This is a genomic window from Edaphobacter lichenicola (assembly GCF_014201315.1).
In the GTDB taxonomy this organism is placed as follows: Bacteria; Acidobacteriota; Terriglobia; order Terriglobales; family Acidobacteriaceae; genus Edaphobacter; species Edaphobacter lichenicola_B.
This window is the reverse complement of the sequence record NZ_JACHDY010000004.1, coordinates 326728-342000: the sequence shown is the minus strand read 5'-3', so window position 1 is coordinate 342000 and position 15273 is coordinate 326728. Positions and strand designations below refer to the sequence as shown.

Below are 15273 nucleotides of genomic sequence, written 5' to 3'. Positions count from 1 at the left end.
GTCTCCGCGCGCGCCCGCAGTGTGGTGCGTCAATTTGGTCCCCTATGCAGCCGGCCTTGCTGCGTAGACGGTCGCGCTGGTCAACAATGCCCAGGAGGCAGACGTGAATAAACTCATTTGCACTCTCGTTACCGCATCGGTTCTTGTCGGCGGCTCCGCTTACGGCCAGAACAAGACCAAAACCACCAACGATAAGCAGACAAAGCAGGCGCTGGCTGACAACCAGATGGACAAAGTTACCGCCGCCGGCGAAGAGAATTCTTCGATCGCGGCCAATAACTCGACCGTCACTGAAAACAACACAGGCACGGTGAATCTGTCTGGAAGCGCGCTGATGGGTGCCAGTGGCATCAACATCGTAAGTTCGTCTGACGCGCTTGTTGCCAATGGCGTCAACGTATACGACAGCAGCGCGTTGTCCGATGCCTCATCCAAACCAACCGATGTAACGCAGGCCAACGGTATTTCGCAGGATAGCTCATCGTCGGCCGATCTCACCGGTTACAAGCGGGGAACGAACAGCCAGCTAACGGTTGTCAAGAACTCGAATGTAAGCGCTGCAAGCAGCTCTGCGTCGAGCCTCAACTCTTCGCTTAACACCAGCACGACCGATAACTTTGCTTATACCAACGATCTGACGAAGACCAAGAGCTTCTCTGACACGTTTAACAAAACGAAGACTGCTGCTGCGACGTTGAACGCTTCTGAAAACAATACAGCCAACGACAACAATACAGCGGCTACCGGCACCACAGCCAACAATGCAACGGCAGCGACTGGCGGCAGCGCCGGAACGTCGGGCAGTTCGACTTCCAGCAACAACGCTGCGAGTGGTGGAAGCACCTCTGGAACCGTAGGTGCTGCTTCGAATAATACGCACGCAGCCAATGGCGGGTCGGCGAATAACGCCACCGGCAACACGTCGAACACAGATACGAGCGCCTCAACCAACGCCGCGTCGTTGGCGGCCACCCTGAACCTGGCCTCGAGCAAGAGCAACACACTGACCGCGAGCTCGTCGAAGACTCATAATGTGAGTGTGTCGAATGACTATGCGACCAGTGATGCGGAGACACTTGCGACGACCGCTTCAGACACGGAGTCCTTTACAGCAGTGAAGAGCAAGTCGGTAACTAAGGATATAGAGGGAGCACTCAGCTTCGACGATGCGTCCGCGAAGAACATCGCCGTCGATGGATCGACGATTGACGACACCAATAGCTACAGCGTGATACTTGCCGGTTCGGCAGAGCAGAACGCGAAGGCATTGAACATCGTCAACGCGGCCGGCGGTATGGTTGCCAATGGACTGAACATTGCCCACACGACAAACATCACCACCACGCCGACCCTTAGCCAGGTCAACATTATCTCGCAGTCTCGCTAAAGACGGCCGCAGGGAGGGGCTCTCCAATCAGAGAGCCCCAACCTACGCTTCTCTGTGGCTTCAAGGAGGATGTATGAATCGTCTTTTAGTGATTGCGGGTCTTGCGCTGCTAACTTCTGCAGGAGTGGCCCAGAGCTCAACCAAGCATAAAGGCCAATCGCTGAACGACGCTGCCATGGATCGGGTTACGGCAGCGGGCGTTTCGGCGAGCTTGTCGAATGGAGTCGTGCAGTTTCAAGGGTCGGCGTCAACTGCGAACGGACTGGTGACAGGTGCCGGTACGCTGCAGGTGTTGACCGGACCGCTGACCTCAACCACCAACATGGGCACGCTCACGTTGAATGGCAGCGCGCAGCAGAATCTGAGTTCGCTGGTCAACATCAACGCGGTGAACTCCAACATCAATGTGCTGCTGAACCTGAACGTCAATCTGAACTCGACGGTAGGGACCATTGTGCAGTCCAACCTGACTGGAAAACACTGATGAACTGCTTGCGATCGATACTTGCTGCGGGACTGGCTAGTCTTGTTCTCTTCCCTGCCCTCGTGCGCGCTCAGAACACTGGAGAAGCGACGGGGGCGAGGGGGAGCAAGAATGTCCGAAGCCTGAAAGAGATTCGCGATGAGGGCGTGGTGAAGCAGCGTTGGGATGTGAGTTGTGGCGCCGCGGCGTTGAGTACACTCCTTACTTATGACTTCAAGGACGATACGACTGAGACTTCGATCGTGGTGTGGCTTCTTCATCGCGTGGATGCGACTCGCGTGCGCTCCCGGGGTGGATTTTCATTACTCGACTTGAAGCACTTTTCCGAGGCGCGAGGATACCACGCTGAGGCTTTCAGCGGTATGACGATCCAGGATCTGGCGCAGGAAAAAACATCTGTGATCGTCCCGATACGAGAGAAAGGCTTCGACCATTTTGTTGTGGTGAAGGGCATTGTTGCGGGGCATGTGATTCTGGGCGATCCGGGCTTCGGCAATATAACGATGAGAGTCGACCGGTTTCAGACCTTGTGGAAGAACGGCATCGTCTTCGTGGTGCATCCGCCAGACGACCGAATGATCGGAGACAAGCGTCTTCCTCTGGCCGCACGGCTGGTACCGGATGAATCGCTGATCTCGCGCAAGATCGGAGTTACGGCTCCGAGCAACTATTTGTACTGAGAGGAAAGGCGGCTCGATGTTGCGGCGAAGAGTTTTATCAGCAGTTGTGGTGTTGCTGGCGAGCGCGGGATCACTCTCTGCCCAGGCGACATCAGCTAACGGTCAGCCGCAGACACAGGAGGTCGCCAAAGCTACAACGCCGGCGAGAGACCCAGTGGATCTGAAGCTGCAGGAGGCGTTGCGGGAGCGCGATGCGATCATCCGCAATCTGCTGGAACGAGTTAATGAGCTGGAGTGGCGCATGAACGGAGGATTTACTACTCCCGCCAAGGTGGACGAACGTCCAACTCTGCCGGCCGCCTCGACCAGTCGTGTGATCAACTCGGTGGTGTCAACCTCAACCTACGACAGCACGGAACGGCAGGCAACGGAGGCTCTTGATCAGGCTTTGATTGTGCGCGGCGGATTGCTGCTGCCTTCTGGAACCCTGGAGGTCGACAACACCACCTCTTACTTCAGCGCGTCGTCGGACCATGTGACGGTGAATGGCTTTGCGTTGCTGCCGGTGTTGGTGGTGGGCGATATCGCTTCGGAGCGCATAAGAGAAGACTATCTTCTGCCAAACCTCACGGCGCGACTTGGACTGCCGCATAAGCTCCAGGGCGACGTCACGATTCCTTATGGGTATGAGTTGATTCGGACGGTGGACGCGAACAATGTCCAGACCTCCTCGAGCAGCTTTGGGTTGGGCGATATCTCTGCTGGCATCTCACGACAGCTGACCAGCGAGCATGGAAAGATTCCCGACATGCTGGCGAGTGTGCGATTCAAATCGACGACGGGGAAAGATCCCTTCAACCTTCAGAGCAGCCAGATCGCGCTTGGGACAGGCTTCAACTCAATCCAGGGAAACCTGACGATGGCGAAGTCGAGCGATCCGGTGGTCTTCTTCGGGAATCTTTCCTACACGGCGAATCTGAAAGGCGATCATACGGTGTCGGCCAACGATCCGAATAACCCGGCGGCGACGATGGTGGGACACTTCAATCCGGGGGATGCCGTTGGGTTCCAGATTGGTTCGATCCTGGCCTTGAATCCGGAGGTATCGATGACACTGGGGTGGGATCAACGATTTACTCGCAGCACCACGTTGAACGGGGTGGATATTCCTGCGTCGTATCTGGTGGAAGGCACGTTGCGGCTGGGAACAAGTTATGTGTATGCGCCGGGGAAGACGATTGATCTGAGCTTTGGCGTAGGGCTGACGCCGGATACGCCGAATCTGCAGTTCTCGGTGGGTGTGCCGTTCCGGATGGGACTGTGGGGGCCGAAACAGAAGAAGCTGGACGTGCATTAGTGCTTGGGATGATCAGGCGCACTCTCCGGCTGAGAGAAAGAGAGACTGAAGGGTTGCGTCTTCAAGAAAGCTTATCTCCAGACGGATGGTGATGATCTGACCGAGGTCGGCCGGGGTGGTGAGATTTTTGCGGCATGTGCAGAGGTGGGTAAAGCCGAGGTGGCCGGCGCGGGTGAGCTCGAGGCCAGAGGAGATGATGGAGGCGTAGAGGTCGATGACGGCGCGGAGCTGGATCTCGACCCGGAACTCCATGGTAGTGGGCGAGAGGGTCCTGCGGTTGAGGATCCAGCCTCCGCAGTCTGCGAAGGCTGAGGTGAGCGAGGGCAGAAGGCCTTGGCGCTCTTCGTAGCTGAAGCCCTGAATATCAAGCGATTGCATGGAATGTTGGCCTCTGCCGAATCGAAGTGTGCTTGCCGATAGGGTGTTCATCGGAAAGGGAGGGGGGAAGCGTGAGTCTATGGCGGGGTACTGTGGTCATGTAGTGCTTACGGTTTGATAACGTTGAAAAGAGATGACTTGCGATACCACTTCGGAACTCTCTCTGTCTTCGGCGATGATTTGTCTGCTGTTGGTTCCGCGGTGTAAGAAAGTAGCGTGAGCGAGGTTTCTTCATGGTGCTGGGTGTGGGAACGGATTTGATAGAGACGAAACGGATCAAAGAGAGTATCGACCGGTACGGCGAGCGGTTTCTGGAGCGGGTTTTTACTGCGGGAGAGATCGCGTACTGCATACGCAAGAAAAAGAATGCCGCAGAGAGCTTTGCAGCCCGGTTTGCAGCAAAGGAGGCTGGGGCGAAGGCCCTGGGCACCGGCATTAGCCGAGGCATTACATGGAGAGAGCTTGAAGTGCGGCGCGAGGCGAGCGGAAGACCCACGCTCCACCTAAGTGGCCGGGCCGCAGAGTTGGCAAAGGCAATGGGCGTGCGCAGGGTACAGTTGAGTTTGACCCACAGCCGGGAGCTGGCGATGGCGGTGGTGGTAGCGGAGGATTAACCCAGCGGTCGTGGGTCATAGGAAATTGAAACCATAAGGAAGTTGAAACCATTAGAGCGGTTTGGGCATCCATAACAGATCGACCACTTTAGCGCGAGGTGATGCCAGGAGTTTTCCTGGGTGATTGACTGGGAGGGTAATGTATTCTCCTAGTTACTGACACCCTGATTGCGCTACAGGCGGGAGACGGCAGTGCGACGCCGCGGCAGTGAAGTTTTGGAAAAAGATCTTAAAGGAGAGCTATGCCCAGCCAGCAGGAGGTCCGGTGGTCGCAGTTGAAGGTGGGCGTGATCGTACTGATTTCGACGGTGGTGCTGGTAACCCTGCTGTTCCTGATGACGAGTTCGTCGGGGCTGGGAATCTTCTCGCATAAGCTGACGGTGGTGACATTCTTCGAGAACTCGGCGGGGCTGAAGACAGGTGCGGCGGTGAACCTGGAGGGTGTGACGATCGGGACGGTGAAGTCGGTGACGATCGACAACTCGCCGGAGCACAAGCTGACGCCGGTGAAGGTGGTGATGAAGATGAACGAAAAGTTCGCCACCAATCTGAAGAAGGATTCGAAGGCCTCCTTGTCGACGGTGGGGGTGCTGGGCGATACGGTGGTGGACATTAACAGCCAGTTTGCCGTTGGGCCGCTGCTGCAGGATGGTGATGTGCTGAAGACTCTGGAGACGCCTAGCTTGACCGATGTCGTGAAGGCGAGCCAGGGAACGATCGAGAGCCTGAATGTGATTCTGGCCAAGATGAACGTCATCGTCGACAACATTCAGTCGGGGAAGGGCTCGATTGGACAGCTGATCAATAGTCCCGACCTGTACAACAAGGCGAATAATACCGTCGATGAGCTGCTGAAGCTGGAGAAAAATATCAATGCAGGCCGCGGATCGATTGGCAAACTAATGACCGACGACACGCTGTACAACCGGCTGAACGGCACTGTTGAGAAGCTGCAGAACATCGCGGATGGGATCGACAGCGGCAAGGGTACGGCGGGCAAGCTGCTGAAGGACGATACCCTCTATAAAAATCTGAACTCGACGCTTGCTCATGCGAACTCTCTGCTGGCCGATGCCGACGCTGGCAAGGGTGGACTTGGGCTGATGCTGAAAGATCCCAAGTTTCGCCAGGATTTGAGCAATACGCTGACGCAGGTCAACATGCTGGTGTCGGGAGTGAACGATGGTCGGGGCACGCTGGGCAAACTGGTGAAAGATGATGCCGCTTACACCAACTTGAATAAGCTCCTGGTGGCCAGCACGGATCTAGTGACGACAATTCGGAGCGATCCGAAGAAGTACCTGACAATCCATCTGAAGATCTTCTAGAGAAGACGCGATAGCGAGAACAACGGGTTTGGGCCTCGGTCTGAGCCCGTTTTTTCTGCGTTTCATAGACCCGGAAACTTTGTGATGCGGCACTTCGTCTTCGTAGAACCACCGAGAGTTACGTTTTGACAGCAGACAAAGAATCGTCTGGTTTTCTGAATGGTAGCTTTCTACAGAGGGTTTTTCTGAGGAGCGACATGATTTCCAAGTCTTTAGCAAGTCTGTTGATACTTTCTACTGCCGTGTGTCTGGGGCAAGCATTTACGGAAACTGATGTACCGAGCGGACCAACTTCAGAGCCGAAGCAGCCGATGATCTTTGACCTTTCCTCAATCGATAAGACTGTGGACCCTTGCACCGACTTCTACCAATATGCGTGCGGCAACTGGCTGAAGAAGAATCCCGTTCCTGCTGATCAGGTGCGGTGGGGAAGGTTTAACGAGTTAGCGGAACGCAATAATTATCTGCTGTACACGGAGCTAAAGGCAGCTGCCGAGGATCCGAAGACCCCCTTGCAGCGGAAGTATGGCGACTACTTTGCGGCGTGCATGAACGTCGATCTGGCGGACAAGCTGGGGACAAAGCCGCTGCAGCCGGCGATGGCGACGATTGCGTCGTTGAAGGACAAAAAGCAACTGGCAACGATCGTGGCGGAGTTACAGAAGAACTACTCTGTGGGCGCGTTTTATGGATTGAGCGTGCAGCAGGATCAGAAGGACTCGAGCCAGCAGATTGCGAGTGCGATCCAGGGGGGCCTCTCGTTGCCGGACCGGTCGTACTACCTGACCGAGGATGATCGGAGCCAGAAGCTTCGGGGTCAGTATGTCGAGCATGTCGCGAAGATGTTCGTACTGCTGGGCGACACCCCGGAGAGGGCAGCGGACGAGGCTAAGAGTGTGATGACGATCGAGACGGCGCTTGCCAAGGGCTCGATGGATCGAGTCGAGCTGCGGGATCCGGCGAAGCGGTATCACATCATGTCCAAGGCGGATCTCGAGGCGCTATCTCCGGATTATGATTGGCAGACTTATTTGAAGGAGGTCAGGATCGGCGAGTTCAGCACGCTGAATGTTGCAACGCCCGACTACTTCAAGGCGATGAATGCCGAGATCGATGCTGCGAGTCTGGATTCAATTAAGAGCTATCTACGCTGGCATGCGTTGAGGACCACGGCGCATGCTTTGTCAAAACCATTTGTGGATGAAAACTTTAACTTCTTTTCGGCGACGCTGCAAGGCCAGAAGGAGCAGACTCCACGATGGAAGCGCTGCACACGCGCGACTGATACAGCACTTGGCGAGGCCGTGGGACAGGATTGGGTGAAAGAGTACTTCCCGCCCGATGCGAAGGCCAACATGGACAAGCTGGTAGTGGCGCTGGAGCAAGCGCTGAGACAGGACATTCAGCAGTTGCCCTGGATGAGCGATGCGACGAAGGTGGAAGCGAAGGCAAAGCTGGATGCGATTCGGAACAAGATCGGCTATCCGGAAAACTGGCGCGACTACAGCTCGTTGACTGTGAAGCGGGACGATTATCTCGGCAATGTAGAGAGGGGTCAGAGTTTTGAGCGGGCCCGAAATTTTGCCAAGCTGGGCAAGCCGGTCGACGAGAAGGAGTGGGGTATGACGCCGCCTACCGTGAACGCATACTACAGCCCTTCGAACAACGACATCAACTTCCCTGCCGGGATTCTGCAGCCTCCCTTCTTTGATAACAGCAAAGATCCAGCAGTGAACTTCGGCGGGATCGGCACTGTGATTGGGCATGAGATGACGCATGGCTTCGATGACCAGGGATCGAAGTACGATCCGAAGGGAAATGTGCGGCCGTGGTTCACCGCCGAGGACCGCGCGAAGTTTACCGAGCGCACCGATTGCGAGGTGAAAGAGTATGACGGGTTCAAGGTGGCGGAGGGACAAAACCTGAACGGCAAGCTGACGCTTGGCGAAAACACAGCAGACAATGGCGGGATTCGGATTGCTTTCCAGGCGCTCGAAGCAGCTCTTACGCAGCAGGGGGCGACCGCCGAGCCAGGGTATGTTGATGGGAAGCGTGATGGATATACAGCGCAGCAGCGCTTCTTTATCACCTTCGGACAGCTGTGGTGCCAGAATCAGACGGAGCAGAACGCGCGTGTGCTGGCTAAGACCGATCCGCATAGCACAGGCGAGTGGCGGGCGAAGGGCACGGTGCAGAACTTCGATGAGTTTGGCAAAGCGTTTGGCTGTAAAGCGGGCCAGCCGATGATGCCGGTGAACTCCTGTCGCGTGTGGTAGAGGTGGAGTGAACCAGAGGCCCGGGCTGTGGCCTGGGCTTTTTGGGTGGATGAAGTTGGCGGTAACCATGACGTGGTGACCATATCCGCGGAGGATAGACCAACCAGAATGAAGGGCATAAGTGGCACAAAGTCGCGACAGCTTCTACAATAAGCGAAGGAATCGTACCCTACAGAGTTGCTCGCAGCAAAAGGTGGACGGAAAGCGTTCACTGGCGAGGATTAAGGAAGCGCATGAAGTTGAGCAGGATTGGCCGGGTTTCAATGGCCTTGGTAGTGTCCGTAGCGATGGGTCTGGGCATGACGGCGTGCGGTGGCGGCACGATCGGGTTCATGTGGGTTCTTGGAACGCAGTACAACCAGATCGCCGGCTTCAAGATCGATGATTTTACGGGAAACCTGACGGCTATGCCTCACTCGCCGTTTACCTCTGGCGGGGCGGACCCAGTATCGATCGTGGTGAAGCCTGGCGGCCGCTTCATCTATGTGGTCAATAAGGGCGGCGGGAACGGACCGACGTCGAATCTACCATGCGGGAGTGCCGGCAGCATCAGCGAGTTCAGCGTTGGCGGACAGGGCGTGTTGACCTTCCAGCAGTGTTTCACCAGCCAGGGGAGTACCCCTGTCTGGGCGGCGGTCGATACTACCGGTAACTTCCTGTATGTTCTCGATCAGCAGGCACCTTCGCTCGATGGTGCGCCTCTTCCCGCCAATGGTGACATTACGGTGTTCTCGATCGATCCCAATACGGGTCGACTGACGCTGGTACTGAATCAGCAGATCAAGGATCCTGCGACCGGCTTGCAGCTGACCTATTTCCCCGTTGGCGAGACGCCGACGATGATGGCGGTCTCGGGCGGATGTTTGTTTACGTTGAACTCGGCTGATCAGTCCATCTCTCCTTACGCGACTGGAACTGCTGGTCAGTTGACTCTTACGACGACACAGAAGTTCAACTCCGGAGCGGTTCGGCCGACATCGATTATTACCGGCGGAAGCGGGGTGTATATCACCGATGCGGGTGCACCCAATACGAACAGCCCGGGACAGCTTCTTCCCTTCACCGTTGGGGCCACTACGTGCTCGTTGAACACGATCACGGGCGGACCGGTTGCGAATATCTCTCCGGCGGCGAATCCCGTTTACTCGCTGGTTGGCGGAGCGGGCTCCGCGAAGAATTTCGTCTATGTGGCGAATCAGTCGACGACCGATACCACTAATCCGAACAGCTCGATCTCGGCGTTCCAAGTCCAGACGAACGGAACTCTGCTGGCGATCGATCCGGGCAACAACCCTTACTCGGTGGGCGCAGGGCCGGTTTGCATGGTAGAGGACCCGTCGAATCAATATATCTACACGTCAAACGGAGATGGGACTGTGACTGGTAAGTCGATCTCGACGCAAGGCTTCTTGCAAGACCTGAAGCGAGGATCGAAGTTCACGGCGACCGGACAGGCGACGTGCCTAGCAGTAAGCGGAAACGTAGACTAGCTGGCAGTACGGCAGCTGGAGAACCAGGACAGGATGTCTCGAGGAATCCTGAGTATCGGGACAGCAGGAACGGGCGGAAACGATTTGCCCCGGAGTTAGGCAAGCATGAAGTGGAATAAGATGGGTCGCGGAACAGTGGCCTCGATATTGTCTTTTGCGTTGGTGAGCGTAACGGCGTGCAGCCGCGACTACACGCTGGCGTATGTGTATGTGACTACTGCGAAACCGTTGACGAGCTCCTCTCCAAACGGTGGCATCAATGCGTACGCGGTGGACTACCAGATCGGTTCGTTGACGCCGCTGGCGGATTCACCGATACCGGCGGGCCGGAATCCGGTGACCCTGGTGGCCTCGCCGAGCGGGTTGAATCTGTATGTCGTCAATCACGATGACTCGACCATTGGCGAGTACTCGATCGGAACCGACGGGAAGATCTACCTGCAGAACACCTACAACATCACGGGCAGCAATGCGACCTCGGTTGCGATGGATGCGGCGGGTGCCTTCCTTTATGTCACGTTCCAGTACCAGCTCGGGCCACAGGGACAGCAGCTTTATGGCCCCGGTGCACCTGGGCCGGGTGGGATTACGATCTTTCCGATCAATAAAGACGGCTCGTTGGGAACGGCGGTAACGAATACGACGGTTGGAACCACGACCTCTCTGAACTACGTTCCGGTTGGCAACACCCCTGTCGGTGTTGTGGTGGGTCGTCCGCGCTGTCAGCCATTGCCTGCCGGAAGTACCACCACTGCGAACTGCATACTGTCGACGACACCCTCCGCTACTGCCAACAACGGGCTACTGACCAACTATGTGTATGTGATCGATCAAGAGACACCGACCACACCCAAGGCAACGGTTCTGGGCTTCCTGCAGAACCCTTCGACGGGCGGATTGACTCCTACTCCCGGAACTACGATTACCACCGATAACACGGGCAAGACGGTGGCGACCGGATACGGCGCGGGAACGACACCGAGTGCGATTGCAGAAGATCCTTCTTCCCGGTTTGTTTACATTACCGATCAGGCGACGAATCAACTGTATGGCAGTACGGTGAATTCAGATGGGTCTCTAACTCCGATGAACAACAGCCCGTTCGCCACTGGAATCTTCCCGGTGGGTGTGACGATCGATCCTCGGGGCAAGTTCCTGTATGTTGCGAACTTCTCCTCGGGTACGGTCGGCGCGTATACGATCGATCAGACCTCGGGGAATCCGACAGGCGCTGTCGGTTCTGCTTCGACGGCTACGGGTACGGGTCCGACGTGCGTTGCGATCGAGCCGGCACTGGGCATCTACCTCTATACGTCGAACAGCCTCGAAGGCGATGTCTCGGCGTTTCAACTGGCTCCGCAAAACGGCACGCTGAAGCAGGTGCAGAATACGCCGTTCCCCTCGGGCGCGCTGCCGAGCTGTGCCGTGGCTGTGGCGAATGGATCGCATCCGACGCAGATCATCGTCGAATAGCCTCCCTGCTGTGTGTTAGCGAAAAGCCCCGCTGCAACGGGGCTTTTTTTGCGCTCGTTGCTTTGGACCAATGGCACTCATCCAGTTTTCTTCAGATGTTCCTTGAGGAGGCTAAGGAGGGTGATGAAAAAATACCCTCCGAAGACGAAAGGCGGCCGCAGCGGCTAAAGCCGTAATGCGACCCAAGCTCTTGCGGTACGGCTAAAGCCGTGCCCTTAGGCAAAACAGACCTTTTCAGCAGCCTCTAACGTCACTCTTTCGTATCTCTCCTGCCTCCCCTATCCCGATGCTTATTCTATGAGGTACCCCCCTCCCCCCCGAGGGGTATCTTGTGCGTAAGTTTTTTGTTTTCAACTATTTACAAGGCATCACTGTCTGCAAACTATTCATTCTGAATGGTTTGTTGCTAAAATATTTGAAATCAATGGGTTACGGATAATCTTTCTGACTGCCCTCCCTCTCACGCTGGCTCTTCTAAACCTGGCTCTTCTAAACAAAGATGCCCTCGGATTATCGTCCGAGGGCATCTCTTTGATCTCTGTTTCAAGTATAGCGGAGGGAGCGAAACTAATACGCCACGCGTTTGTCCTTGTCTGGCGCGGTGATTTGCTTCTTTGGGGCTTGACAGGATCTTCGGGGATCGATGGCAAGGGTAAGTAGAACTACAAGAGCAACACAACGACAACAGCAGATCCCTGCGGGATGACAAAGCAAGACCAAAACATCAGCGGTCGCCGCTTCTGCCTCACGGTGCAGGCAAACTGCGGAGAGCTCCCAGGGTCCTGAATCTGAAGGTCACAACCCACAAACCGCGGCGAGGGATAAAGAACAGACAACGGCGTGAAGGGGGGTGGGTGGGAAAGGGACTGGCGGTTCGGGATAGGTCTGAGCTCTTCGGGACCCTTCGCTGCGCTCAGGATGACACCAAAGGCCAGATACGGGGCTTCTCCAGCTTCATGTGGGGATTCGGCTTCGCTCAGTGTGACAGCAATGGGCCACAAAATAGAACTACAAAGGTGGTTTTGCCCACGAACTTTAGACTCAGAACTCTAGGAGGCGATTGGGGAGAGCGGACGGGTTTTGCTGGAGAGGCGGCTGAGGATGGCCTTGCGGGCGGGAGTTTCGACGAAGTGGAAGGCTGCCAGAGCTAACAGAATGAGGATTCCGTAGGAGAGCCAGGGGTCAAGGGCGGCCAGGTGGAGACGCTCCGGCACATGGTAGAGGTGGAGCAGCTGGAAGACGTTGAAGTGGAGCAGGTAGAGGCAGTAGCTGCTCTCGCCGATGAGCAGGAGAGGACGCCAGGAGAAGAGGGCCGAGATGGCATGAGGCCCGCTGAGGCCGAGGACCAGGGCGGCGAAGACGGGGGTCATGAGGCCGCCGTGGATGAGCAGGTACGGGGTGCGGAGAACGAGGGTGTAGAAGAAGACTCCCACGAGCGCCAGGCTGACGAAGGAGAGCAGGAGGCGCTGACGCGAGGTGATGGTGAGGGCATGCTGGAGCTTGCCCAAGGTGACTCCGATGAGGAAGGTGCAGACGTAGGGGAGCGGGGTGTACTTGAGGAAGCGGATGAACTGGGTGGAGCTGTAGCGGTCGACCGGTCCGACGATGTGATCGGGGTTGAGCCAGAGGTAGAGGGAGTGGGGGACGAGGCCGATGGCCCAGAGCGCGAGGAGGAGAAGCACCAGTTGGGCCGGCCTTTTGGGCCAGGGCAGGCGGATGAGCCAGGGGAAGGCGGCGTAGAGGACGACTTCACTCGAGAGGGTCCAGGCGACGGTGTTCCAGAAAGTGGCGACGGAGGGGCTCCAGCCTTGAAGGACGAGGGGGGTGAGGATGATTCCCTGCCAGAACTCGAAGTGGGAGCGGGCGTGCCACTCGTCCTGCACCATGCGGAAGGAGATGAGGAGGACGAGGAGGTAGATGGGGTAGAGGCGGGAGAAGCGGGCCAGCCAGAACTCGCGCTTGATGAGGGTGTTGGCGCGGTCGGCGTAGTTGTAGGTGAGGACGTAGCCGGAGATGAGGAAGAACACGCCGACGAAGACGTAGCCGTTGTCGATGATGGGATAGAGGAGGCCGAGGTGCGGCGGGGTGAAGTGGAAGAGAATGATGAAGAGCGCGAGGAGGGTGCGGATTCCGGTGAGCGCCGGGAGCTGCGGCTTGCGGGTGGTGATGGCCGCGGGCGGCGGGGCAAGGCTTTGCGGCTGCTCGATCTCTGGTTCCAGAAGGCTTAGGTTCACACGGTCTTCCCTGCTTGTTGGATGCTGCGGAGTCTGCTTTCTCTAGTTTATCTAGACGCAATTTCCTGCGATTGGACGCAGGGAGTTTGCAGAGGATGAGTTATTTTGCATGGTTTGAGCAATTGTGGTGTCGGCGGGTGGTGGGGAGAGAACAGCGGATCTCTCCCCCCGGTCGACTATGCTCAGGGTGCGAGAGGACAACAAAAACGCTGCGGAGGATAAAAACAACGGATCGCGGGCAGTTCCTTCTGAAGGTAGGTTCAGGCTGTGACGAGGGAGCCGATCTTTTCGCCGCTGACCACGCGGACGATGTTGCCGGGCTCGCGCATGCTGAAGACCATCATGGGCATGTTGTTGTCGCGACAGAGGGAGACGGCGGTGGTGTCCATGACGCGGAGGTTGAGGCGGAGCATCTCGCTGTAGGTGATCTGGTCGAATTTGGTGGCGGTGTCGTCGACTTTGGGGTCGGCGGTGTAGATGCCGTCGACGGAGGTGGCCTTGAGGAGGATGTCGGCTTTGATCTCCATGGCGCGGAGGCTGGCGGCGGTGTCGGTGGAGAAGTAGGGGTTGCCGGTGCCGGCGGCGAAGATGACGATGCGATTTTTTTCGAGGTGGCGCATGGCGCGGCGGCGGATGTAGGGCTCGGCGACCTCGTGCATCTCGATGGCGGACATGACGCGGCAGAAGAGGCCGAGCTTTTCGATGGCGTCCTGGAGGGCGATGGCGTTGATGACGGTGGAGAGCATGCCCATGTGGTCGGCGGCGACGCGGTCCATGTCGATGGCCTGCTGGGCGACGCCGCGGAAGAAGTTTCCGCCTCCGACGACGATGCCGATCTCGCAGCCGAGGGCGTGAACGGCGGCGATTTCGGCGGCGATTTTGTGGATGAAGACGGCGTCGATGCCAAAACCTTTGCCTGCGGCCAGAGCTTCGCCTGAGATCTTGAGGAGGACTCTTTTGTACATGTCAGAACTAAGTATCGCATGGTGCGGGGGGAGGATTACGGGCTGGCTCGATTCGTGGCAATAGACGGCTCGAAGCTGGATTTTGTTTACAACTTTGAGGGAACTTGTAACGTTGTGCACAACTTTGCGGGGTAAGGTGGGTCTTGCAGGGTGCGGGCACGATACGACGTAGCCCAAGGAGAATGTACATGGTTAACAAAGTCCGTTTGATGGTTTTGACAGCTGGAATTATTGCGGCGGCAGCGCCGATGACGATGCAGGCCGGAGAGGTCCCGGGCCCTCACCCGGCTTATCTGCATGCACTGAGCGATCTTCGCGCGGCGCGGCATTATCTGAATGATGGATGGGCCTACGACAGGGTAAGGCGTGAGGATAATGATGCGATCAAGCATATCGATGCGGCGATCGATGAGATCAAACGCGCAGCGATCGATGACGGCAAGAGCCTGAACGAGCCGTTCCAGATTGATACGCGCTTGAGCCCGCATGACCGGTTCCGGAAGGCTAACGAACTGCTGTTTGCGGCGCATCGGGATCTGGAGCACGCTGAGGATGTTCCGCAGGCGCATGGGCTGAGGGATCGGGCGATCGGGCATATCGACTATGCGCACACGATCGTGGATAACGCAGCGCGTACGGCTCGCTGGGAGTAAGAGTGGCTGATCGA

At 57.0% G+C, this 15273-nt stretch carries 13 protein-coding genes; 10 read left to right on the top strand and 3 right to left on the bottom strand.

Going from position 1 to position 15273, the window contains the following annotated elements:
- Positions 1-103: 103 nt before the first annotated feature.
- The 4 genes from HDF09_RS14995 (at position 104) to HDF09_RS14980 (ending at position 3848) form a co-directional block, all read left to right on the top strand.
- Positions 104-1387 carry a hypothetical protein gene (locus tag HDF09_RS14995; RefSeq protein ID WP_183767728.1) on the top strand — a complete coding sequence of 428 codons (1284 nt, stop codon included), beginning with the start codon at positions 104-106 and terminating at the stop codon, positions 1385-1387.
- Positions 1388-1460: 73 nt separating this feature from the next.
- Positions 1461-1871, top strand: a complete 411-nt coding sequence (locus HDF09_RS14990; RefSeq protein WP_183767726.1) for a hypothetical protein — start codon at positions 1461-1463, stop codon at positions 1869-1871.
- Positions 1871-2551, top strand: a complete 681-nt coding sequence (locus HDF09_RS14985; RefSeq protein ID WP_183767724.1) for a C39 family peptidase — start codon at positions 1871-1873, stop codon at positions 2549-2551. The genes HDF09_RS14990 and HDF09_RS14985 overlap by 1 nt, the downstream gene beginning before the upstream one ends.
- Positions 2552-2567: 16 nt before the next feature.
- Positions 2568-3848, top strand: a complete 1281-nt coding sequence (locus HDF09_RS14980) for a transporter (protein ID WP_183767722.1) — start codon at positions 2568-2570, stop codon at positions 3846-3848.
- A gap of 12 nt (positions 3849-3860) precedes the next feature.
- On the opposite strand, the gene HDF09_RS14975 is transcribed toward HDF09_RS14980, so the two are convergent.
- Positions 3861-4226 (bottom strand): hypothetical protein, encoded by a 366-nt coding sequence (locus HDF09_RS14975; protein WP_183767720.1) that lies wholly within the window; start codon positions 4224-4226, stop codon positions 3861-3863.
- Between the two features lie 233 nt (positions 4227-4459).
- On the opposite strand from HDF09_RS14975, the gene HDF09_RS14970 reads away from it, so the two are divergent.
- From HDF09_RS14970 to HDF09_RS14950, 5 genes are all read left to right on the top strand, one after another.
- Positions 4460-4840 (top strand): holo-ACP synthase, encoded by a 381-nt coding sequence (locus HDF09_RS14970; protein WP_183767718.1) that lies wholly within the window; start codon positions 4460-4462, stop codon positions 4838-4840.
- A gap of 242 nt (positions 4841-5082) precedes the next feature.
- Positions 5083-6168 (top strand): MlaD family protein, encoded by a 1086-nt coding sequence (locus tag HDF09_RS14965; RefSeq protein ID WP_183767716.1) that lies wholly within the window; start codon positions 5083-5085, stop codon positions 6166-6168.
- 197 nt (positions 6169-6365) lie between these two features.
- Positions 6366-8444, top strand: coding sequence for a M13 family metallopeptidase (locus HDF09_RS14960; protein ID WP_183767714.1), 2079 nt, complete (start codon positions 6366-6368; stop codon positions 8442-8444).
- Between the two features lie 263 nt (positions 8445-8707).
- Entirely contained in the window at positions 8708-9934 is a 1227-nt protein-coding gene (locus HDF09_RS14955) for a beta-propeller fold lactonase family protein (RefSeq protein ID WP_183767712.1), read from the top strand.
- A gap of 105 nt (positions 9935-10039) precedes the next feature.
- The gene (locus tag HDF09_RS14950) at positions 10040-11407 is read left to right on the top strand and encodes a lactonase family protein (RefSeq protein WP_183767710.1); all 1368 of its coding nucleotides are present in this window, start codon (positions 10040-10042) and stop codon (positions 11405-11407) included.
- Positions 11408-12456: 1049 nt separating this feature from the next.
- Here the strand turns inward: HDF09_RS14950 and HDF09_RS14945 are convergent.
- A complete protein-coding gene (locus HDF09_RS14945) occupies positions 12457-13641 on the bottom strand; it encodes an acyltransferase family protein (protein ID WP_311719619.1) in 1185 nt (394 codons plus the stop codon).
- 260 nt (positions 13642-13901) lie between these two features.
- Complete coding sequence (gene pyrH, locus HDF09_RS14940; protein ID WP_183767708.1) at positions 13902-14606, bottom strand: UMP kinase; 705 nt, start codon at positions 14604-14606, stop codon at positions 13902-13904.
- Between the two features lie 188 nt (positions 14607-14794).
- Here pyrH and HDF09_RS14935 point away from each other — a divergent pair, with 188 nt between their 5' ends.
- Positions 14795-15259: a hypothetical protein gene (locus tag HDF09_RS14935; protein WP_183767706.1), complete on the top strand. Its 465-nt coding sequence runs from the start codon at positions 14795-14797 to the stop codon at positions 15257-15259.
- Positions 15260-15273 lie beyond the last annotated feature (14 nt).